The sequence below is a fragment of the Pseudomonas sp. No.21 genome (genome assembly GCF_054558415.1).
The window spans coordinates 329,827-351,616 of the sequence record NZ_BAAJNO010000001.1 but is presented as its reverse complement, the minus strand read 5'-3'; the positions used below and the strand labels follow the sequence as shown (position 1 = coordinate 351,616).

Genomic DNA, 21,790 nt, shown 5'->3' with positions numbered 1-21,790 from the left:
AACGCCCCATCGCGAATGAATTCGCTCCCACAAGAAATCCCCTTGGCACGACCTTGTAGGGGCGACGTAGGGGCGACTTCAGTCGCCAGGCAGGCCGCAGGGCTGCCCCAACTCGGTGTCACAAACAACACCGCCGGTGGATGAAAAAAGCGTCATCCACCCTACGCACGGGTCTGCTCCGGAGGTTGGCGCCGAGCGTTGCGAAGCCCAACGCAGCGATGCTCGGCGGCTGACTATGGGTCTTCGAGATAGAGGGTGACGCTGACGTGGAAGCGGTCGATGCGCGCCCAGTCCTTCTCCAGGGTTTCCCCTGAGCTCATGCGGATTTCGTAGGGCCGGCCGCTGGCGTGGGGCGCGCTGGCGGGCCGGGTGTCCCAGCCGCAACACATGAAGCGCAGCGGCTGCAGGCCGAAGCGCTGGTGCAGCAACTTTTCCACGCCATGGGCCTGGGGGCCGGGTACCAGGTACTCGGCCACCAGCTGGCGCAGCTGGCCACCCTCCTCCAGCTTGCAGCCCTCGAAGTGCAGCCCGGGCGACTCGACCCCGAGCTGTTCGAGGAGGTCGCCGCAGGCCGGTTCCGCCGCGTGTGCGGTGCCGGCCAGGAGCAGCAGCGCGAGGATCGGGGCCAGGCGCATCAGAAGATGTAGTCGGTGCTGATGAAGCTGGATTCGCGATTGCGGATGATCTCGCTGATCAGCGTCTTGTTGTCTTCCTGGAAGCGCGTGGCCACCAGGGTGCGGATGGAGAAGGTGCGCAGCGCGTCGTGCACGGACAGGGTGCCCTCGGCGGAGTTCTTGCGCCCGTTGAAGGGGAAGGTGTCCGGCCCGCGCTGGCACTGGGCGTTGATGTTGATGCGCCCCACCTGGTTGGCGAAGGCGTCCACCAGGCGGCCGACCTCGGCGGGGTCGTTGCCGAAGATCGACAGCTGCTGGCCGTAGTCGGAATCCAGCACGTAGTCGATGGCGACCTGCACATCGCGGTACGGCACCACCGGCACCAGCGGGCCGAACTGCTCTTCCTGGTAGATGCGCATGTCCGGGCTCACCGGGCACAGCAGTGCCGGGTAGAAGAAGCTCTCGCGGCTCTGGCCGCCGCCCTCGTTGACCACCTGGGCGCCCTTGGCGGTGGCGTCCTGCAGCAGGGTGGCGAGGTAGTCGACCTTGCCCGGTTCCGGCAGCGGTGTCAGCGCCACGCCGTCTTCCCAGGGCATGCCCGGCTTGAGCGCGGCAAGCTTGGCGCTGAAGCGCGCGAGGAAGGGTTCGAGCACGTCTTCATGGACGAAGAGGATCTTCAGCGCGGTGCAGCGCTGGCCGTTGAACGACAGCGCACCGGTGACGGCCTCGTTGACGGCGTTGTCCAGGTCCACCTGCGGCAGGACGATGCCGGGGTTCTTGGCGTCCAGCCCCAGGGCGGCGCGCAGGCGGTGCGGGCGCGGGTGCAGCTTCTTCAGGTCGCTGGCGCCCTTGTTGGTGCCGATGAAGGCGAAGACGTCGACCTTGCCGCTGGCCATCAGCGCGCTGACGGTCTCGCGGCCACGGCCATAGATGATGTTGATGACGCCGGCCGGGAAGCTGTCGCGGAAGGCTTCCAGCAGCGGGCGCATGAGCAGCACGCCGAACTTGGCCGGCTTGAAGACCACGGTGTTGCCCATGATCAGCGCCGGGATCAGCGTGGTGAAGGTCTCGTTCAGCGGGTAGTTGTAGGGGCCCATGCACAGCGCCACGCCCAGGGGCACGCGGCGGATCTGGCCGAGGGTGCCCTGCTCCAGTTCGAAGCGGCTGGAGCGGCGATCGAGCTCCTTCAGGGCGTTGATGGTGTCGACCATGTAGTCGCAGGTGCGGTCGAACTCCTTCTCGGAATCCTTGAGGTTCTTGCCGATCTCCCACATCAGCAGGCGCACCACCTCGTGGCGCCGCTCGCGCATGCGCGCCAGGAACAGCTCGACATGGTGGATGCGCTCGCCTACACGCAGGTTGGGCCAGGCGCCCTGGCCGTTGTCGTAGGCACGCACGGCGGCGTCCAGCGCCTGCAGCGCGGCATCGGCATCGAGCAGCGGCGTGCTGCCGAGGATGACCTGTTCCTCGCCCTGCTCGCCCTTGAGGAAGATCGGGCTGCGCACCGTGGCCAGCGGGCCGTCCCAGCGACGCAGCTCGCCGTCCACCAGGTATTCGCGCTGCTCCGCCGGCGCGCCGAGGCGCCAGGCTTCGGGGATGTCGTCGGCATGGGGGAACAGGGTTTCGGGGGCGAAACGGGACATGGGGCGATCCTCGCTGGGGTCTGTGTTGCTTGTTGGGGGCGTCGCTGCACTGTGCTTTTCAGTGGGTTCCGCTCGTTCAGTGGGTTCCCGCGTTCGCGGGAATGACGGTGGACACCACCGACACCCGCGCGAAACGCGGCATCACTGCAGCAGCCTGAGCGCTTCGGCGGTGGTGGCTTCGATGCGCGCCCAGTCGCCGGCGCGCACCCAGGCGCTTTCCATCATCCAGGTGCCGCCCACGCACATGACGTTGGGCAGGGCCATGTAGTTACGCACGTTGTCCGGCTTGACGCCGCCCGTGGGGCAGAAGCGGATGCCCGGGAAGGGCCCGGCGAAGGCCTTGAGGGCCGCCGCACCGCCCACCACTTCGGCGGGGAACAGCTTGAAGCGCCGATAGCCACGGGCGTGGCCGAGCATGATTTCCGAGGCGCTGCCGACGCCGGGCAGCAACGGCAGCGGGCTTTGCCGGCCGGCATCCAGCAGCTCGGCGGTGCAGCCGGGGGTGACGATGAACTGCGCGCCTGCGGCCTCGGCGTCGGCGAGCATCTGTTCGTCCAGCACGGTGCCGGCGCCGATCAGCAGGTCCGGGCGCTGTTCACGCAGCAGGCGGATCGCGGTAAGGCCGTGCTCGGATCGCAGGGTGATTTCCAGGGCGCGCAGGCCACCGGCGGCCAGGGCATCGGCCAGGGGCAGGATGTGTTCCTCGCGCTCGATGGTGATCACCGGGAGGATGCGGGCTTCGGCGCAGAGCCGGTCGATCATCTCGACCTTCTCGGCCATGCTCGGCACGTTGCGCGATGGAGAGGGATTCGCGGTCATGACAGGTCCTTCGGGCTCAGGGGCACCAGTAGATCTCGAGGGGCTGGCGCAGGAAGGCGCGGATGGGCATGGCCGCCACGTCTTCACCGGCCAGCGCGGTGGCCAGGGTGTCGAGCTTGGCCTGGCCTTGCACCGCCAGCAGCGTGAGGCGCGCGCCGGCCAGCAGCGGCAACGGCATGGACAGGCGCTGGCGCGGCACGCTCGGCGCCTGCATGGGCACGCAGCGCCGGGTGCAGGCGTGGCTCAAGGCGTCGTCCAGGCCGGGGCTCTTGGGGAACAGCGAGGCAGTGTGGCCGTCCTCGCCCATGCCCAGCACCAGCACGTCGATGGGCTGCGGCAACTCGGCAAGCGCGGCATCGGCCAGGCGCGCCGCCTCGTCCAGGCTGGCGGCGGAGTGATAGAGACCGATGAAGCGTGCCTTGGCCGCCGGGCCGCGCAGCAGGTGGCGACGCACCAGGCCTTCGTTGCTGTCGGCGTGGCCGACCGGCACCCAGCGCTCGTCGGCGAGGCTCACGGCCACGCGGGACCAGTCCAGCTCCTGGGCGGACAGGCGCTCGAGGAAGGCGATGGGGCTGCGCCCGCCGGACACCACGAGGGAGGCCACGCCATGGGTTTCGATGGCCGAGCGCAGGGCACCGGCCACGTGCAGGGCCAGTTCGCCGGCCAGTTGTTCGGGGCTGCCGAGGCTGACCCCGGTGACCTGCGTGGGCAGGTCGAGATTACAGATCGCCATACCAGCTCCTGCCGTCACGGGTGATCAATGCGATGGATGCGACCGGCCCCCAGGTGCCGGCCGCGTAGGGTTTGGGGGAGTCGCCCAGCTGCTTCCAGCCGTCGATCAGCTGGTCGCACCATTGCCAGGCGTACTCGATTTCGTCCTTGCGCACGAAGAGGTTCTGGTTGCCCTGCATCACCTCCAGCAGGAGGCGTTCGTAGGCATCGGGGATCCGCGCGCTGCGGTAGGTGTCGGAGAAGCTCAGCTGCAGCGGGCCGCTGCGTAGCTGCATGCCCTTGTCCAGGCCCTGGTCCTTGGTCATCACCTGCAGGGAGATGCCTTCGTCGGGCTGCAGGCGGATGATCAGCCGGTTGCTGATCAGCGGGCGCTGCTCGGGGGCGAAGATGTAGTGCGGCGGCTCCTTGAAGTGGATGACGATCTGCGACAGCTTCTGCGGCATGCGCTTGCCGGTGCGCAGGTAGAAAGGCACGCCGTTCCAGCGCCAGTTGCGGATGTCGGCACGCAGGGCGACGAAGGTTTCGGTGTCGCTCTGGGTGTTGGAGTTCTCTTCTTCCAGGTAGCCCGGCACCGGGCGGCCCTGGGTGCTGCCGGCGATGTACTGGCCGCGTACCACCTGCTGCGCCACTTGGGCAGCGGTGATGGGCGCCAGGGCCTTGAGCACCTTGACCTTCTCGTCACGGATGCTGTCGGCGGAGAGGTCGCTGGGCGGGTCCATGGCGATCAGGCAGAGCAGCTGCAGCAGGTGGTTCTGGATCATGTCGCGCAGCTGGCCGGCTTCGTCGAAGTAGCCCCAGCGCCCCTCGATGCCCACCTGTTCGGCCACGGTGATTTCCACGTGGGAGATGTGGTGCTGGTTCCACTGGGTTTCGAACAGGCTGTTGGCGAAGCGCAGGGCGATGAGGTTCTGCACCGTCTCCTTGCCCAGGTAGTGGTCGATCCGGTAGATGCGGTTCTCGGGGAAATGCACGGCCACCGCGTCGTTGACCCGACGCGAGGATTCCAGGTCGTGGCCGATGGGTTTCTCCAGCACCACGCGGGTGTGGCGGGCGCGCTCGGCGCGGGCCAGGCCCTCGCAGATGGCGCCATAGACCGAAGCCGGCGTGGCGAAGTAGGCGATCAGCCGCTCCTCGGGGCCGACGCGCTCGGCCAGCACCTGGTAGCCCTCCGCGTGGAGGAAGTCCATGGGCAGGTAGCTCAGCCGCGCCATGAAGCGCTGCAGCACGTCTGCGTCGATCTCCCGCTCCGGCACGTAGCCACGCAGGTGTTCCTCGATGGATGCCAGGCGGGCGCCGCCCTCCCCGCTTTCGCGGGCCAGGGCGAGGATGCGCGTGTCGGCGTGCAGGAGGCCGGCGCGGTCCAGCTGGTAGAGCGCCGGGAACAGCTTGCGCAAGGCCAGGTCGCCGAGGGCGCCGAACAACGCGAAGGTGCAGGGTTCTACGGATAAGGAAGCCATAATGATTGTTCTTTTACGAGGTTGAACTAGAAATACACGGTGAGAATGGCCATTTCAAGAATAAATGTAGTAATAAGAACAACATTTTGTCACCCTCCTGTTACCTCTGGCTCTGGTCGGTGCCCCTCATTACGATAGGCCACCGATTTTGCAGGCCCCTTGCAAGGAACCTACATGGACCGCGTACGCAATCTTCTGGAGCAGATCCAGGGACGACTCGAAGACCTCAACAAGGCCGAACGCAAGGTCGCCGAAGTCATTCTCCAGGACCCACAGCAGGCGACCCGCTTCAGCATCGCCGCCCTCGCCCAGGCCGCCAGCGTCAGCGAGCCGACGGTGAACCGCTTCTGCCGCTCCTTCGGCGTCAACGGTTACCCGGAGCTGAAGATGCAGCTGGCGCAGAGCCTGGCCAGCGGCGCCGCCTACGTCAGCCGCGCGGTAGAGGCGGACGACGGCCCCGAGGCCTATACGCGCAAGATCTTCGGCAGCGCCATCGCCTCCCTGGACAGCGCCTGCAACGCCGTCGACCCGCAGCTGATCAGCCGCGCCGTGGACCTGCTGATCCAGGCCCGGCAGATCCATTTCTTCGGCCTGGGCGCTTCCGCCTCGGTGGCGCTGGACGCCCAGCACAAGTTCTTCCGCTTCAACCTCGCCGTCTCGGCCCATTCCGATGTGCTGATGCAGCGCATGCTCGCCTCGGTGGCCCACACCGGCGACCTGTTCGTGATCATTTCCTACACCGGCCGCACCCGCGAGCTGGTGGAAGTGGCGCGCCTGGCGCGGCAGAACGGCGCCTCGGTGCTCGGCCTGACCGCCGCCGGCTCGCCGCTGGCCCGCGCCAGCACCCTGAGCCTGGACATCCCCCTGCCGGAGGACACCGACATCTACATGCCGATGACCTCGCGCATCATCCAGCTCACCGTGCTCGACGTGCTGGCCACCGGCGTGACCCTGCGCCGCGGCGTCGACTTCCAGCCGCACCTGCGCAAGATCAAGGAAAGCCTCAACGCCAGCCGCTACCCATCGGACGAAGAGCCGGGCTGAGGCCCTTTAAAAGGCAGACCCAGGGTGGCGGGATTGATTCGGGGCCGGTGGTCGGGGGATGGCGCGTTCGCGAGTAAACATCCACGTTCCTGGAGCATGGCGTTGCTTTTGCCCCCCAGGAGTGAGCACAGCCAGGCCTCGGAGCATGCAGCCGCCGTTCACTCCGGATGTAGGGTGTGCTGCGCGCACCTCGGACTCGCCGGAAGCACCGAGCGGAGGTGCGCACGGCACACCCTACGGCACGCGTTCATCCTGTCGAGTTTCGTAGCCCGGGAATGCCCGCTCCCGGGCTGAAGCCCGGGCTACCTGCCGATTCACTCCACCCTTGCTCGCAGTTGGATGCGCGCTTCTTCCCCGGGCGCGAGGACCTGGCTGCCGGTGCCGCAGGCGGCGGCTTCGATGCTGGCGAAGCCGAGGCCTTCCTTCCAACCAACGTCGGCCAGGGGGCGGCCGCCGGGGTGCCAGACCACGGTATTGGGCGAGCCGCCGGTGTCGATGCGCAAACGGCGCTGCCAGCCAGCGTCCTGCAGGTGCAGCGGGCCGGTGTGGTCGAAGACGCGGTGGCAGCCTTCCATCGGCCGCAATTCGCCCTGCTGAGTGAAGCGCTGGCGGTTGAGCAGGTCCTGCCCGCTGGCACCCTCCAGCCCCAGCACGGCGACCCGGGCGATGTCGCTGATGCGCCAATAGGCATGCAGCGCCTGGCTGAGCACGCAGGGTTCCTGGTCGCCATGGCGGGTGGTCAGGGTCAGCGCCAGTTCATCGCCCAGCTCCGCCTGCAGCTCCACCTCCCAGTCATGCAGGGCCAGGCGCCAGCGCAGGCGCACGCCGGCGTCCGAGCTTTCGCGCTCCTGCAGGCGCCAGTCGGTGAGGCGTGCCCAGCCGTGGTGGGGCCAGCCGCTTTCCTGCGGGTGGCGACCGAACCAGGGCCAGCACACCGGCACGCCGCCACGGATCGCACCCAGCCTGGGCCAGCGCGCGGCGCACCAGAGCAGCGGACGTTCGCCGCGCGGCTGGAAGTGCAGCAGCTGGCCGCCCTGGCGGGCGAAGATGGCGCGGCAGCGCGGGTGATCGATCAGCAGCAGCTCGCGCCCCTGCTCGCTGCCCCAGCGGAAGACCTGGCGCACACCGGGGACGAAGAGCCCGGCGAGCGGATGCTCCGCCGTCTCCGTCGCCGCCAGCTCCAGGCCATGGCGGCGCGGTTCGCCACGATTCATCGCAGGGCCGCGCCGCGCAGGCTCACTTCCACCAGTACTCGATCTGCACGCCGACGTTGGAGCCGTGCAGGTCGGTGCCGTAGGCGCCGGTGTCGGAGAGCGCCGAGCCGGCCGCCAGCAGGCTGGCCGAACGCTGCGCCGCTTCGTTCCAGCTGGCGTAGGTGTAGTAGAGGCGGATTTCCGGGCGCTCCCAGAAGCCCGGGCCGGCGGGCGACCAGGTGGGGGCGATGGTGAACTTGGTCAGCTTGCGGGTGCCGCCGGGGGCTTCCACCTGGTCGCGGCCCAGTTCGGTGACCAGCTTGAACTGCTCGGTGATGGCGTAGACCGGGCGCACGCCCACCGACAGCCAGTTCTGGTCGGCGCCGTCCGGGCGCTTGTCCTTCTGGTAGACGACCTCGAACTGGCCACCGAAGCGCGGGGTGATTTGCCAGTCGAAGAACTCCACGGCGCGCCAGCTGGAGGCGCTGTTGTCCAGGGTCGGGTCGCCGGTGTAGCCCAGGCCGGTGCCCGGGCCGCGGCCGTATTGCAGGGCGAAGGTGTTGGCGCCGCCGGCGAAGGGCTTCTGCTTGTGCTGCGCGGTCACCGCCCAGCCACTGTGGGCGTCGGTGCTGTCGGGCTTGTCGATGTAGCTGAAGCCCACTTCCATCTCGCCGCCGGGGTTGGTCTGGAAGCCGCCGACGTTGAAGTCGTGGCGGTTGATGTAGGGCTTCTGGTCGTAGTTGTCCTTGCGCGAGAAGACGTAGCTGTACTTCAGGTCGCCGATGGCCACTTCGTCGAAGCCGAAGCCGGTGGCGCTCTGGTTCCAGTAGTAGAAGTCGGAGATGTGGATGTCGTTACGCTTGTAGAAACGACGCCCCGCCCAGAAAGAGCCGCCATTGAGGGCGGGCATGTTGCTCCACTCGGCGTACATCTGGTTCATCCGCGCGAAGCCGTAGTCGCCGGTGAACTTGGGCGTATGGCCGTACTGGTTGTACAGCTGGGCCATGCCTTCGAGGCTGATCACCGAACCGTCGTCGAGCTTGAACACGTCCTGGCGCAGGTCCAGCTCGATGTACTGCTCGCACTCGTTGCCGAGGCGGTACTTGGACTGCGCCCCCGGCAGCTGGAAGCACGACTGGGTGCCGCCGTCGGTGGAGCTGCCGGCGCCACTGCGCATGTAGCCGGTGAATTCCAGTGCATTGGCCGCTCCGGGCAGCGCCAGCATGGCGCAGGGCAGCATCCACCAACTCTTCTTCACGTTCATATCCACTCCAGTTTTTATTGTTGTATTGCCTTGGATATCAGGGCCGTCCCTGGGCTCGGATGGCAGCCGGGGCGGCCTTCCTTTCAACGCCCCTTGAACTGCGCGACATTCCCCGCGCGCTCAGCGGTTCGTGACTTTCCCAGCCCACCCAGCCGCTCGCCGCTCTGCGCGTCGAAGAGCAATACCTTGGTGGGATCGAAATACAGCGAGAGGGTTTCACCTATCTGCGGCGCGGCGTCCGGCGCCAGGCGGCAGCATACCTTGGTCTGGTTGAGGCTGGTGAACACCAGGGTGTCGGGGCCGGTGGGCTCGGTGACTTCGATCTCGGCGCGGATGCTCGGCAGGCTGGCGTCGGCCGGCGCGCTGGCGAGGATCTGCTCGGGGCGCACACCGAGGATCACTTCGCGCCCTTCGATGCCCTCCCCCAGCTCGCCCAGGGGCAGCTCGCAGCGGGCCTGGCCGCTGTCCAGCAGGGCCCACAGCTGGCCGTCGCGGCGCTGCAGGCGCAGGGGGATGAAGTTCATCGGCGGCGAGCCCATGAAGCCGGCGACGAAGAGGTTGGCCGGGTCGTTGTAGATCTGCTGCGGGGTGCCGAACTGCTGGATGACACCGTCCTTCATCACCGCCACCTTGTCGCCCAGGGTCATGGCTTCGATCTGGTCGTGGGTGACGTAGACGGTGGTGGTCTTGAGGCGCTGGTGCATCAGTTTGATTTCGGTGCGCATCTCCACCCGCAGCTTGGCGTCGAGGTTGGAGAGCGGCTCGTCGAACAGGTAGATCTTCGGCCGCCGCGCCAGGGCCCGGCCCATGGCCACGCGCTGCTGCTGGCCGCCGGAGAGCTGGCCGGGCTTGCGTTCGAGCAGGTGCTCGATCTGCAGCAGCTTGGCCACGCGGCTGACTTCGGCCTCGATCTCGGCGGCAGGCAGCTTGCGGATCTTCAGGCCGAAGGCGATGTTCTGGCGCACGCTCATGGTCGGGTACAGGGCGTAGGACTGGAACACCATGGCGATGTCGCGGTCCTTGGGGCTCATGCCGCTGATGTCGGCGCCGTCGACCAGGATGGCGCCGCCGGTGATGTCTTCCAGCCCGGCGATGCAGTTCATCAGGGTGGATTTGCCGCAGCCCGAGGGGCCGACGAGGATCAGGAATTCGCCCGAGTCGATGGACAGTTCGATGTCCCGGAGGGTGTCGGCCAGGCCGCTGCCGTAGCGTTTGTTGACGTTGCGCAGTTCGAGGGTTGCCATATCAATCTCCACAAATGAGTAGCGTCGCGGGCACGCGCAGCGGCGTTCAGCCCTTGACCGCGCCAGCCGTCAACCCCCGGAGGAAGTACTTGCCGGCGAATACGTAGACGAGCAGGGTCGGCAGGCCGGCGATCATCGCGGCGGCCATGTCGACGTTGTATTCCTTGGCCCCGGTGCTGGTGTTGACCAGGTTGTTGAGGGCCACGGTGATGGGCTGGCTGTCGCCGCTGGCGAACACCACGCCAAAGAGGAAGTCGTTCCAGATCTGGGTGAACTGCCAGATCAGGCAGACCATGACGGTGGGCACCGACATGGGCAGCAGGATGCGCCCGAAGATGGTGAAGAACCCTGCCCCGTCGAGCCGCGCCGCACGCACCAGGGCATCGGGGATGCTGACGTAGAAGTTGCGGAAGAACAGCGTGGTGAAGGCCAGGCCGTAGACCACGTGCACCAGCACCAGGCCGGCGGTGGTGTTGGCCAGGCCGAACTTGCCGAGGGTGAAGGACGCCGGCAGCAGCACCACCTGGAACGGCAGGAAGCAGCCGAACAGCAGCGCGCCGAAGAACAGCTGCGAGCCCCGGAAGCGCCACATGGACAGCACATAGCCGTTGAGCGCACCGAGCAGCGTGGAGATCAGCACCGCCGGCACGGTGATCATCACCGAGTTCCAGAAGTAGCCGCCGACCTGGGTCCAGGCCTTGGCCCAGCCGATCAGGGTGAACACGTCCGGCAGCGACAGCAGGTTGCCGGTGCGTATGTCGTCGGGGGTCTTGAAGCTGGTCAGCAGCATCACCACCAGCGGCACCAGGTACAGGGCGCAGGCGACGATCAGGGTCGCGTGGATGGCCAGGCGGCTGAGGCTGAACGGGGGTTTTCCGGCCAGGCTAGTCATGGCGCTTGTTCCTCAGTTCGGAATACAGGTAGGGCACGATGATCGCCAGCACGGCGCCGAGCATGAGCATGGCGCTGGCAGCGCCCAGGCCCATCTGCCCACGGGTGAAGGTGCTGGCGTACATGAACATCGCCGGCAGGTCGGAGGAGTAGCCGGGGCCGCCGGCGGTCATCGCCGCCACCAGGTCGAAGCTCTTGATGGCGATGTGGGCGAGGATCATCAGCGCGCTGAAGAACACCGGGCGCAGGCTCGGCAGGACGATGCGCAGGTAGATGGTCGGCAGGCTGGCGCCGTCCACCTGGGCGGCGCGGACGATGGATTGGTCGACCCCGCGCAGGCCGGCGAGGAACAGCGCCATGACGAAGCCGGAGGATTGCCACACGGCGGCGATCACCAGGCAGTAGACGACGCGGTCCGGGTCCACCAGCCAGTCGAGACGGAAGCCCTCCCAGCCCCAGTCGCGCAGCAGCTTGTCCAGCCCCAGGCCGGGGTTGAGCAGCCACTTCCAGGCGGTGCCGGTGACGATCATCGACAGCGCCATGGGGTACAGGTAGACGGTGCGGATGAAGCCCTCGCGGCGGATGCGCTGATCCAGCAGCACGGCGAGGAACACGCCGATCGCCAGGCTGATGGTGATGAACAGCCCGCCATAGACCAGCAGGTTGTGGCTGGCGACCCACCAGCGGTCGTTGTCCCACAGGCGCTCGTACTGCTGCAGGCCCACCCACTTGTAGCTGGGCATGAAGCGCGAGTTGGTGAACGACAGCAGGAAGGTCCAGAGGATGTAGCCGTAGAAGCCCACCAGCACGATGAGCATGCTCGGCGCCAGGACCAGCTTGGGAAGCCAGCGCTGCAGCGCATCCAGCGGTGAAGCCTTGGCGAAGACGGCGGTCGAACTCATGGATCACTCCGTATGGCAGGTCGCCCGGACGCCCCGGGAAGGCAAAACCAGGCAGCAGGAAGCCGTGGCGCCTGCCGGCACCGTTGCGAATCAGGGAAAGGAGCGGGCCGCCGGGGCGGCCCGGGTGCTTACTGCACGGCCTGGATGGCGGCCGCCAGCTGCTGGGCGGCCTTCTTCGGGTCCGCCGAGGGCGAGTTGAAGAAGTTGGTGACCACATCGAACACCGCGCCCTGGACGTAGCCCGAGGAGGCCATCAGGTGCGCCATGCTCGGCTGCAGCCCGCCGTTGCCGACGGCCTCCTTGAAGTCCTTCATGGAGGCCTGGGCGCAGCTGTCGAAGCCGCTCATGTCGACGTCCTGGCGCACCGGGATGGAGCCCTTGTTCTGGCTGAACAGGGTCTGGAACTCGGTGCCCATGACGATGCGCGCCAGGTCTTCCTGGGCGCTGCGGTTGGCGTCGTCCTTGAGCTTGAACAGGGTCAGCGAGTCGATGTTGTAGTCGAAGCTGCCCTGGGTGCCGGGGAACGGCACGCAGACGTAGTCCTTGCCCGCCACCTTGCCGGCGGCGGTCCATTCGCCCTTGGCCCAGTCGCCCATGATCTGCATGCCGGCCTTGCCGTTGATGACCAGCGCGGCGGCGGAGTTCCAGTCGCGGCCGGCGGCGTTGGCGTCGATGTAGCCATGGAGCTTCTGCAGGGTGGCGAAGACCTTGACCATCTTCTCGCCGGAAAGGGTCGCCGGGTCGAGCTCGACGAAGGCCTTGTGGTAGTCCTGCGGGCCGAGAATGCTGAGGGCGATGTTCTCGAAGGTGGTGCCGTCCTGCCAGGGCTGGCCACCGTGGGCGACGGGGATGAAGCCGGCGGCCTTGAGCTTGTCGGCGGCGACGAAGAATTCATCGAGGGTGGTGGGCGGCGTGGCGCCGGCCTTCTTGAACACCTCGGGGTTGATCCACAGCCAGTTGACCCGGTGCACGTTGACCGGCACGGCGACGTAGTGATCCTCGTATTTCATGATGCTGGCGACCTGCTTGGGCAGCAGCGCGTCCCACTTGCCCTCCTCGGCCACGTTGTCCATCTCGGTGAGCAGGCCGAGCTCGCCCCATTCCTGGATGTCCGGCCCCTTGATCTGTGCGGCCGAAGGCGGGTTGCCGGAAACGGCGCGGGTCTTGAGCACGGTCATCGCGGCCTCGCCGCCACCGCCGGCGACGGCGAAGTCCTTCCAGGTGTGGCCCTTCTTCTCGACCAGTTCCTTGAGGGTTTCGGCGGCGCGCTTCTCGCCACCGGAGGTCCACCAGTGCAGGACCTCCACTTCACCGGCGAGGGCGGAAAGGGGGAAGAGCGAAGCGAGGGATACGACAACGGCCAGGCGAGAGAGAGCATTCATGAGGGGATCACCTTTTTGTTTTTATGGCTGTGCAAGTCGGTGCTTGCGCTTGCCGGAAGTCTAAACAGGATGGTCGGGGCGCCGGGTAACAAAGGGATGTCCGAAGGTCACGGTTCGGTTACACAGGGCGGAAAACACGTCACGGGGCTCACTCCACTGCCGACCTCGACGGGGGCGGGTTCGCTGCCTTGCGGTGGACGCGGCGGAAGTCCCTCGGGGTGCTGGCCTTGAGCGCGAGGAACTGCCGGTTGAACAGCGAGAGGTTGGCGTAGCCCACCTGCTCGGCGATGCGCACCACCGGCAGGTCGGTGGCGATGAGCAGCGAACAGGCGCGACCGATGCGCAGCCGCGTGATGTACTGCACGGCGGTCATCCGCGTGTGGCGGCGAAACATCCTATGGAAAGCCGAGACGCTGACGCAGGCGAGCTCGGCCAGTTCGGGAATGGAAACCGGCGCGGCGAAGCCCTGGTGCAGCCGGTCCAGCACCCGCTGGATGCGCGGGTCGGCGGTGGGCAGGCTGGCGGGCGTGGCCGGGGCGTTGGCCAGCGGCTGCATCTCCGGGTCGCGGCAGAGCAGCAACAGGACGTCCAGCAGCAGCATCAGGCGCCGGCCCGGCTCCGCCCCCGGCATCGCCTCGATCAGCGGGCGCACGCCGGTACGGGTCGCCGCACCGAAGCCCAGCCCCTGCTCGGCACCCGCCAGCAGCACGCCGATGTCACGCAGCTCGGGGAACATGGCCAGCAGGCCGTTGGCCCAGTCGCGGTGGAACCAGATGACCAGCGCCACGTGGGGCGACCCCGCGTCGATCCGCTCGCTTGAGCACCAGCTGTGGGGCACGCCGGGGCCGACCAGCACCAGGTCGCCATCGTCGTAGGGCTCGATGTCGTCGCCGATGTAGCGATGGCCACGGCTGTTGAGGGTGAGGGTCAGCTCGTACTCCGGGTGGTGGTGCCATTCGAACGGGATGCCCTCCTCCAGACGGCGGTTCAGCAGGGCCCAGGAGGCTCCGTCGTCGGGGGTGATGGTTTCGAGGAATGCGCGCATGAACGGCACGATAGCCGAACCCGGGCCTGGCATCACGCCATAAAAGTATCGGTTTTGGCCTTTAACCGCGGCAGCGTCGCCCTGCACCGCTGGGTAGCCTGCGAACCGTTCCCATAACGACGACGCAGGAGACCGACATGGCGAACCTCTACACCGACGGGCACGGCAACCACCCTGGTGCGGGCAGCTCCGCCACGCCGCTGCAGGCCATCGACAAGCGCCGCCCACTGCGGGTGCTGAGCGAGGCCGACTGGCAGCACTGGACCCGCAAGGGCTATGTGATCGTGCGCAACGCGGTCAGTGCCGCCGAGGCCGATGCGGTGGTGGAGATGCTCTGGCGCTTCCAGGAGATGGACCCGCACGACCCGGCCACCTGGTACCGCCCGCAGTTGCGCGAGCACCGCATGACCGAGCTCAACAACACCGGCATGGTCGAGGTCTACAACCACCAGAGCCTGTGGGACACCCGTCAGAACCGGCGCATCTACGACGCCTTCGTCGACATCTGGGACCGCGAGGACCTGTGGGTGGCCATCGACCGCGCCAACCTCAACCCGCCGAACAAGGCGGCTCGCGCGGCGGGCAGGAAGGACGGATTCATCCACTTCGACGTCGACGTGTCCCAGCGGCCCTTGCCCATCGCGGCCCAGGGCGTGCTGTCCCTGGCGGCGCAGGACGACGAGGTCGGCGGCTTCCAGTGCGTGCCCGGGATCTTCGCGGAGATCGAGCAGTGGTGGGAACGCCAGCCCGAAGGCGCCAACCCGTTCAAGCCGGATATCGGCGAGCACCGCATCGAGAACGTCAGCCTGGAGAAAGGCGACCTGTTGATCTTCAACAGCCTGCTGGCCCACGGCGTGCGCCCCAACCGCTCGGAGGACCGCGTGCGCCTGGCGCAGTACATCTCGATGTTCCCGGCGGACTTCGACAATCAACCGCTGCGCCAGGCGCGCATCCACACCTGGGCTGCGCAGACCCACCCGCTGGGCGACCCTTTCCCTGGCGACCCGAGGGAGTACGAGCGCCGCCACTTCGCCCGCGCCGAACTCAGCCAGCACGGGCGCCGGCTGCTGGGACTGGAGCCCTGGCCCTGATGGGCGCGGGTGCGAGCGGGGCTCAGTCGGCGACGCGGGGCAGCTCCAGGGTCACCCGCAGGCCGCCCTCGCGCAGGTTGCGCAGGCTGACCTCGCCGCCATGGCTGTGGGCGATGTTGCGCGCGATGCCCAGGCCCAGGCCGTAGCCCTGCTGCTGGCCGGAGAGGCGGAAATGCGGCTCGAAGACCTGCTCCAGGCGCTGCTCGGGTACGCCGGGGCCTTCGTCATCCACGTGCAGCACGAAGGCGTCGCGGCCGTCCTCGATGTGCAGGTGGGCACGCTGGCCGTACTTCAGGGCGTTGTCCACCAGGTTGCCGATGCAGCGCCGCAACGCCAGGGGCTTGCCCGGGAAGGGCCGGCGCGCGGTGCCTTCGAGGGTGACGCGGCCGTTGCCCAGGTAGGGGTCCACCAGGCAGTGCAGCAGGTGGTTGAGGTCCACCGGCTCGATGTTCTCGTGGATGTCGGTGTCCTTCACGCATTGCAGGGCGCCCTTGACCAGCAGCTCCAGGTCGTCGAGGTCGCGGCCGAACTTGGCTTGCAGCGCTTCGTCCTCCAGCAGCTCGACGCGCAGGCGCAGCCGGGTGATGGGGGTGCGCAGGTCGTGGGAGATGGCGCTGAACAGCTGGCTGCGCTCGTTGAGGTAGCGGCTGATGCGCTCGCGCATGCTGTTGAAGGCACGGCTCACCTCCACCACCTCGCTGCCCCCCGCCTCCGCCAGCGGCTCCACGTCGGCGCCCAGGGACATGTCCCGTGCGGCGGCGGCCAGGCGCTTGAGCGGCCGGCTCTGCCAATGCACCAGCAGGCCGATGAACAGCAGCAGGAAGCTGCTGGTGAGGATGATGAACCACAGCTGCTGCGCCGGCAGGCCCTGGTCCTCGAGGCTGACGTAGGGCGCCGGCATCAGCGAGGCGAGGTACAGCCACTCATTGGGGGCGATCTGGATCTGGGTCACCAGCACCGGCGGGTTCAGCGGCTCCAGGCTCAGCGCGTAGTGGGCCCAGGAGCGCGGCAGTTCGTCGAGCTTGAGCTCGCCATTGAAGATGCGCAGGTCGTCCGGGCTGACGAACTGCACGGAGAGGTCCACCTGCTTGCCCAGGCGCTCACGCAGGACGGCGTCCACCACGTCCAGCACGGCCGCCTTGCGCGGGGTGGCGGGGAGCACCTGCATGTTCAGCGGCTTGTCGTTGAGCGAGACGAAGAAGCGCGTGCCGCCCATGCTGCGCAGCTGGTCCAGCACCAGTGGCCGGTAGCCCAGCGGCAGCGAGCGGAAGTAGGCGACGCTGGCGGCCATGGAGTGGGCCAGGCTGCGCGCACTGGTGAGCAGGCCCTCCATCTGGCTGGCACGCAGTTGCGAGACCCAGATGACGCTGGACAGCGCCTGGGCCAGGAGCACCACCAGCAGCGTGAGGAACAGCATGCGCCCGAGCAGCGAACGCGGCATCGGGTTCCAGCGGCGCTCAGGCATGGGGCGAGACCTGGGCCGCCAGCAGGTAGCCCGAGCCGCGCACGGTGCGGATCAGCCGCGGCGCCTTGCCGGTGTCGCGCAGGCGCTGGCGCAGGCGACTCACGGCCATGTCGACGATGCGCTCCAGGGGCATCACCTCGCGACCACGGGTGGCGTTGGCGATGGTGTCGCGATCGAGGATCTGCTGCGGGTGGTCGAGGAACAGCTTGAGCAGGGCGAAGTCGGCGCCGGAGAGGATCACCTCCTCGCCATCGATGTGGAACAGGCGGTGGCTGACCATGTCCAGGCGCCACTCGTCGAAGGCCAGCACCTGGGCCTCGCCGGCACCGCGCTCCTGGGCGAAGCCGACACGGCGCAGCAGCGCCTTGATGCGCGCCTGCAGCTCGCGGGGGCTGAAGGGCTTGCCGAGGTAGTCGTCGGCGCCCAGTTCCAGGCCGATCACCCTGTCGGCCTCGTCGGAGCTGGCGGTGAGCATGATGATCGGCACATGGGCCAGGCGTTGGTGCTCGCGCACCCAGCGGCACAGGCTGAAGCCGTCTTCGTCGGGCAGCATCACGTCGAGGATCACCAGGTCGGCGGCCACTTCGCCCATCGCCTGGCGGAAGGCAGCGCCGTCGCCCACGGTGCGCACCTGGAAGCCGGCGCGGCTCAGGTAGGTGTGCAGCAGGTCGCGGATTTCCTCGTCGTCATCGACCAGGAGGATGGTTTTACCGGCTTGGCTCACGTGGGCCTTCCCTTGTTGTTATGGGTCATGTCCGTTCGGGGTCGCGCACCCGGCGAGCGCCATCGGTGGACCGGTGAAGCGTGGCCCACCCTACATCAGGCGCCGTGCCGGGAACGTGCAACGCGTCTGCTTCCCGTGTTTGCGCCTCAGGCCTGCAAGGCCTGCTGGAGCGCCACGCCCGCGCCTTCCAGGCCCGGGTATTGGGCGGTGACCAGCCAGACCGGCACACCACTGAAGTAATCGCTCATGCAGCCCTTGCTGGCAAAGGCGCGGGCGAAGCCGCTGGCCTTGAAGAACTCGGCGAAACGCGGCACCACGCCACCGACCACATAGACCCCGCCACGGGCCCCGAGGGTCAGCACGTTGTTGCCGGCGACGCGGCCGAGCCAGACGCAGAACTGCTCCAGCACCGCCTTCGCCTCGCTGTCGCCGGCCAGTGCCGCCGAGGTGATGGCGGCCGGGCTGTCCAGGTGCGGCTCGACGCCGTCGAGGGCGCAACTGGCGCGGTACAGCTGCAGGAGGCCGCCGCCGCTGAGGATGTTCTCGGCGCTGACGTGGCCCTGGCGCTCGTGCAGGTAGCGCCACAGCTCGGCTTCGCGGACGCTGCCGATGGGCAGGTCGACATGCCCGCCCTCCCCCGGCAATGCGGCCCAGCGCCCCTCGCCAAGGGGCAGCAGGGTGCCGACGCCAAGGCCGGTGCCGGCGCCGATGACCACCGCCGGGCGATCCGTTTCGGCCTCGCCTTCGCAGATGGTCATGCGTTCACCGGGGTGCAGGCGGGTCATGCCCAGGGCCATGGCGGAGAAGTCGTTGATCAGCAGCAGCCGCTCGACGCCCAGCGCTTCGCAGAAGGTGCGGCGGTTGAGGCGCCAGTGGTTGTTGGTGAAGCGGAAATCCTCGCCGCCCACCGGCCCGGCGCAGGCCAGGCAGACGGCGGCGACGGCGCCCGGTGCCAGGCCGAGGCCCGCCAGGTAATGCTGGATGGCCAGCTCCGGGGTGGCGAAATCCGCCGTCGCCAGGACCTTGACCGCTTCCAGCCGCTCATCGCGCCACAGGGCGAAACGTGCGTTGGTGCCTCCGATATCGCCGACCAGCGCCAGCTTCACTTCAGGTTCTCCAGGCTGGATGTAAAGGCGCTCGCCCCCTGCTCCGCCGTGCTGAACGCGGCCCGCATGAAGGCGAACATCTCGCGGCCACAACCGACCTCGGCGTTGTGCTGGATCGGCGCCGGTTCGCGGGCGGCGAACGCGTCGGCGTCCACCAGCACCCGCAGGGTCCCGGCCTGGCCATCGACGCGGATGATGTCACCGTCGCGCACGCGCGCCAGTGGACCTCCGTCGTAGGCCTCGGGGCAGACGTGGATGGCCGCCGGGATCTTGCCGGAGGCGCCGGACATACGCCCGTCGGTGACCAGCGCCACCTTGAAGCCGCGGTCCTGCAGCACGCCGAGGAAGGGGGTCATCTTGTGCAGCTCGGGCATGCCGTTGCAGCGCGGCCCCTGGAAGCGCATCACCGCCACCATGTCGCGCTCCAGCTCGCCGGCGGCGAAGGCGTCGGCGAGGGCCTGCTGGTCATGGAACACCCGCGCCGGGGCCTCCACCACCTGGTGCTCGGCCGCCACGGCGGAGACCTTCATCACGCCGCGCCCGAGGTTGCCCTCCATCACCCGCAGCCCGCCTTCCGGCGAGAAGGGGTTGGAGACGGGACGCAGGATGCTCTCGTCCAGGCTCTTCGCCGGGCCGTCGCGCCAGGCGATGCGGCCGTCCTCGAGGAAGGGTTCCCGGGTGTAGCGGCGCAGGCCGGGGCCGGCGACGGTGTTGACGTCTTCGTGCATCAACCCGGCATCGAGCAGCTCGCGCACCAGGAAGGCCACGCCGCCCGCCGCGTGGAAGTGATTGATGTCGGCCTTGCCGTTCGGATAGACGTGGGCCAGGGTCGGCACCACCTCGGAGAGGTCGGCCATGTCCTGCCAGGTGAGCTGGATGCCAGCGGCCTGGGCGATGGCCGGCATGTGCAGGGTGTGGTTGGTGGAGCCACCGGTGGCATGCAGGGCGACGATGGAGTTGACCAGCACGCGCTCATCGATCAGCTCGCCGATGGGCGTGAAGGCGCCGGCCTGCCGGGTGAGCCGGGTGACCTGGCGCGCGGCCTCCTCGGTGAGGGCATCGCGCAGCGGCGTACCGGGGTTGACGAAGGAGGCACCCGGCAGGTGCAGGCCCATCATCTCCATCAGCATCTGGTTGGTGTTGGCCGTGCCGTAGAAGGTGCAGGTGCCGGGGGCGTGGTAGGCCGCCATCTCGGATTCCAGCAGCTCGTCGCGGGTCGCCTTGCCTTCGGCGTAGCGCTGGCGGACGTCGGCCTTCTCCTTGTTCGACAGCCCCGAGGGCATGGGCCCGGCGGGGATGAACAGGGTGGGCAGGTGGCCGAAGCGCAGCGCGCCCATCATCAGGCCGGGGACGATCTTGTCGCAGACGCCGAGAAACACCGCCGCGTCGAACATGTTGTGCGACAGCGCCACGGCCGTGGACATGGCGATCACCTCGCGGCTGGCGATGCCCAGCTCCATGCCGGGCTCGCCCTGGGTGACACCGTCGCACATGGCGGGTACGCCACCGGCGACCTGGCCGACGGAGCCGACTTCACGCAGCGCCTGGCGGATGCGTTCGGGGTAGTGTTCGTAGGGCTGGTGGGCGGAGAGCATGTCGTTGTAGGCGGTCACGATGGCGACGTTGGCGGCGTCCATCAGGCGCAGGCGCTGCTTGTCCTCGCCGCCACAGCCAGCGACGCCGTGGGCGAAGTTGGCGCATTGCAGCTTGCCGCGCTGCGGCCCCTTGCCGGCGGCCTCGCGGATCATCGCCAGGTAGCGCTCGCGCGTGGGTCGGCTGCGGGCGATGAGGCGTTCGGTTACTTCGATAATGCGGGGATGCATATCAGCGGCTCCAGGCGATATCTTGTTTTAATCGCATCAAGATAACTCAGAATCATGGAATCACGCCATTTCATAAGCGCTATTTTGTTATTAGAACAACATTAAGCGATATCGACGTGTGGGCTCTGTTTTTGACAGGCACCCGGGCCGAAGGTGCGTCACATCGGCCCCGCGCTCAAGCATAGGTTGAACCGGGGCCCGCTCCTTGTACTCCACCGGCATGCACAGGACCCCCGCGACCGACTCACGGGGGCGTGCCAGGCATGACGAGGACACGTCGATGACACAGCGCAAGCGCAACAACCTGAACGACCCGCAACAGACGCCGGCGGAAATCGCCGATCACCAGGTGCTGGTGGAGGAAGCGCGTCGCGACCAGGCCCGTACCGGGCAGCGCAACGACAGCCAGGGGCATGCGCCGCGCCTGCGCCGCCCGTCACGCTGAGGGCGGCGCGGACACGGGGTCAGCGGGGGAAGAGGTCCTTGAAGAAGCCCTGCATGTCGGCCCAGGAATTCTCATCGGCAACCTGGCTGTAGCCGATGTCCGGGCCTTTCTCGCTGCCGTGGCCGGCGTGGCTGAGGCGATCCGCATCCGGGTTGGTGAAGCCGTGCTTGGCCTTGGCCTGGAGCACGAAGCGGTAGTCGACCTCGGCCTTGTCCATCTCCTCCTTGAAGGCGGCGACGTCGGCCTTGGTGACCATGCTGTCCTGGCCGCCATGCTCCACCAGCACCTTGGCCTTGACGCTGCCCTTGGTGGCCGGGGTGGCGGTGGCCAGGGCGCCGTGGAAGCTGACCACGCCGGCGAGCGGAACGCCCTGACGGGCGGCGTCCAGCACCACCTTGCCGCCGAAGCAGTAGCCGATGGCGGCGAGCTTGGTGGCGTCGGTCTGCGGTTGCTTCTTCAGCAGGTCGAGCCCGGCGAGGAAGCGCGCCTTGGCGGCGGGGCCATCCTTCAGCGCGGCCTGCATGAAGGCCAGCGCATCGGCGGGGTGCTCGGTGTTCTTGCCTTCGCCGTACATGTCGATGGCCAGGGCGCTGTAACCCAGCTCGGCAAGGTCGCGCGCGCGGCGCTTGGCGTAGTCGTTCAGCCCCCACCATTCGTGCACCACGACGATGCCGGGACGCTTGCCTTCGATGGCATCGTCGTAGGCGTAGTAGCCCACCAGCGCAGTGCCGTCGGCGGCCTTGTAGGGGATTTCCTGGGTCTTGATTTCCGCCTGGGCGATACCCGCGCAGGCCAGCAAGGCGAAAAGAAGCGGCAATCTGGGCATTTCGATCTCTCCCTGGATGAAGCGAGGCGCAAAAACAGCGTGCAGTGTCGCGGTTTTCCGGGCATTCGCCAATCGCCAAT

Annotated in this window: 20 protein-coding genes; 3 read left to right on the top strand and 17 right to left on the bottom strand. The window is 67.8% G+C overall.

Annotation, left to right across the window (positions count from 1 at the left end):
- Positions 1-233: 233 nt before the first annotated feature.
- The 5 genes from ACYJSS_RS01625 to zwf form a co-directional block, all read right to left on the bottom strand.
- Positions 234-635 (bottom strand): DUF4952 domain-containing protein, encoded by a 402-nt coding sequence (locus ACYJSS_RS01625; protein ID WP_236205257.1) that lies wholly within the window; start codon positions 633-635, stop codon positions 234-236.
- Positions 635-2,257: an NADP-dependent glyceraldehyde-3-phosphate dehydrogenase gene (locus ACYJSS_RS01620; RefSeq protein WP_236205256.1), complete on the bottom strand. Its 1,623-nt coding sequence runs from the start codon at positions 2,255-2,257 to the stop codon at positions 635-637. The genes ACYJSS_RS01625 and ACYJSS_RS01620 overlap by 1 nt, the downstream gene beginning before the upstream one ends.
- A gap of 141 nt (positions 2,258-2,398) precedes the next feature.
- A complete protein-coding gene (locus tag ACYJSS_RS01615; RefSeq protein WP_236205255.1) occupies positions 2,399-3,076 on the bottom strand; it encodes a bifunctional 4-hydroxy-2-oxoglutarate aldolase/2-dehydro-3-deoxy-phosphogluconate aldolase in 678 nt (225 codons plus the stop codon).
- 16 nt (positions 3,077-3,092) lie between these two features.
- The gene (pgl, locus tag ACYJSS_RS01610) at positions 3,093-3,809 is read right to left on the bottom strand and encodes a 6-phosphogluconolactonase (RefSeq protein ID WP_236205254.1); all 717 of its coding nucleotides are present in this window, start codon (positions 3,807-3,809) and stop codon (positions 3,093-3,095) included.
- Positions 3,796-5,265 (bottom strand): glucose-6-phosphate dehydrogenase, encoded by a 1,470-nt coding sequence (gene zwf / locus ACYJSS_RS01605; RefSeq protein ID WP_236205253.1) that lies wholly within the window; start codon positions 5,263-5,265, stop codon positions 3,796-3,798. The genes pgl and zwf overlap by 14 nt, the downstream gene beginning before the upstream one ends.
- A gap of 174 nt (positions 5,266-5,439) precedes the next feature.
- On the opposite strand from zwf, the gene ACYJSS_RS01600 reads away from it, so the two are divergent.
- Positions 5,440-6,309, top strand: a complete 870-nt coding sequence (locus ACYJSS_RS01600) for a MurR/RpiR family transcriptional regulator (RefSeq protein ID WP_236205252.1) — start codon at positions 5,440-5,442, stop codon at positions 6,307-6,309.
- Between the two features lie 314 nt (positions 6,310-6,623).
- Here the strand turns inward: ACYJSS_RS01600 and ACYJSS_RS01595 are convergent, their stop codons facing one another.
- From ACYJSS_RS01595 to ACYJSS_RS01565, 7 genes are all read right to left on the bottom strand, one after another.
- The gene (locus ACYJSS_RS01595) at positions 6,624-7,523 is read right to left on the bottom strand and encodes a D-hexose-6-phosphate mutarotase (RefSeq protein ID WP_236205251.1); all 900 of its coding nucleotides are present in this window, start codon (positions 7,521-7,523) and stop codon (positions 6,624-6,626) included.
- 22 nt (positions 7,524-7,545) lie between these two features.
- A complete protein-coding gene (locus tag ACYJSS_RS01590) occupies positions 7,546-8,766 on the bottom strand; it encodes a maltoporin (RefSeq protein WP_371921677.1) in 1,221 nt (406 codons plus the stop codon).
- A gap of 83 nt (positions 8,767-8,849) precedes the next feature.
- Entirely contained in the window at positions 8,850-10,010 is a 1,161-nt protein-coding gene (locus ACYJSS_RS01585) for an ABC transporter ATP-binding protein (RefSeq protein WP_236205250.1), read from the bottom strand.
- 46 nt (positions 10,011-10,056) lie between these two features.
- Complete coding sequence (locus ACYJSS_RS01580; RefSeq protein ID WP_111259932.1) at positions 10,057-10,902, bottom strand: carbohydrate ABC transporter permease; 846 nt, start codon at positions 10,900-10,902, stop codon at positions 10,057-10,059.
- Positions 10,895-11,803 carry a carbohydrate ABC transporter permease gene (locus ACYJSS_RS01575; RefSeq protein ID WP_236205249.1) on the bottom strand — a complete coding sequence of 303 codons (909 nt, stop codon included), beginning with the start codon at positions 11,801-11,803 and terminating at the stop codon, positions 10,895-10,897. The genes ACYJSS_RS01580 and ACYJSS_RS01575 overlap by 8 nt, the downstream gene beginning before the upstream one ends.
- A gap of 128 nt (positions 11,804-11,931) precedes the next feature.
- A complete protein-coding gene (locus ACYJSS_RS01570; protein ID WP_111259930.1) occupies positions 11,932-13,185 on the bottom strand; it encodes an ABC transporter substrate-binding protein in 1,254 nt (417 codons plus the stop codon).
- Positions 13,186-13,333: 148 nt separating this feature from the next.
- Positions 13,334-14,230: a helix-turn-helix domain-containing protein gene (locus ACYJSS_RS01565; protein ID WP_236205248.1), complete on the bottom strand. Its 897-nt coding sequence runs from the start codon at positions 14,228-14,230 to the stop codon at positions 13,334-13,336.
- A 137-nt stretch (positions 14,231-14,367) separates the two neighbouring features.
- Between ACYJSS_RS01565 and ACYJSS_RS01560 the strand changes: the two genes are divergently transcribed.
- On the top strand, positions 14,368-15,321 hold the full coding sequence (locus ACYJSS_RS01560) for a phytanoyl-CoA dioxygenase family protein (protein ID WP_236205247.1): 954 nt from the start codon (positions 14,368-14,370) through the stop codon (positions 15,319-15,321).
- Between the two features lie 22 nt (positions 15,322-15,343).
- Here the strand turns inward: ACYJSS_RS01560 and ACYJSS_RS01555 are convergent, their stop codons facing one another.
- The 4 genes from ACYJSS_RS01555 to edd form a co-directional block, all read right to left on the bottom strand.
- Positions 15,344-16,762 (bottom strand): ATP-binding protein, encoded by a 1,419-nt coding sequence (locus tag ACYJSS_RS01555; RefSeq protein ID WP_111259927.1) that lies wholly within the window; start codon positions 16,760-16,762, stop codon positions 15,344-15,346.
- A gap of 16 nt (positions 16,763-16,778) precedes the next feature.
- Complete coding sequence (locus tag ACYJSS_RS01550) at positions 16,779-17,510, bottom strand: response regulator (protein ID WP_111259926.1); 732 nt, start codon at positions 17,508-17,510, stop codon at positions 16,779-16,781.
- 146 nt (positions 17,511-17,656) lie between these two features.
- A complete protein-coding gene (locus tag ACYJSS_RS01545; RefSeq protein WP_236205246.1) occupies positions 17,657-18,616 on the bottom strand; it encodes a glucokinase in 960 nt (319 codons plus the stop codon).
- A complete protein-coding gene (gene edd, locus ACYJSS_RS01540; protein WP_236205245.1) occupies positions 18,613-20,439 on the bottom strand; it encodes a phosphogluconate dehydratase in 1,827 nt (608 codons plus the stop codon). The genes ACYJSS_RS01545 and edd overlap by 4 nt, the downstream gene beginning before the upstream one ends.
- A gap of 280 nt (positions 20,440-20,719) precedes the next feature.
- On the opposite strand from edd, the gene ACYJSS_RS01535 reads away from it, so the two are divergent.
- A complete protein-coding gene (locus ACYJSS_RS01535) occupies positions 20,720-20,884 on the top strand; it encodes a hypothetical protein (RefSeq protein WP_158545568.1) in 165 nt (54 codons plus the stop codon).
- A 19-nt stretch (positions 20,885-20,903) separates the two neighbouring features.
- On the opposite strand, the gene ACYJSS_RS01530 is transcribed toward ACYJSS_RS01535, so the two are convergent.
- A complete protein-coding gene (locus tag ACYJSS_RS01530) occupies positions 20,904-21,710 on the bottom strand; it encodes a dienelactone hydrolase family protein (RefSeq protein ID WP_111259923.1) in 807 nt (268 codons plus the stop codon).
- Positions 21,711-21,790 lie beyond the last annotated feature (80 nt).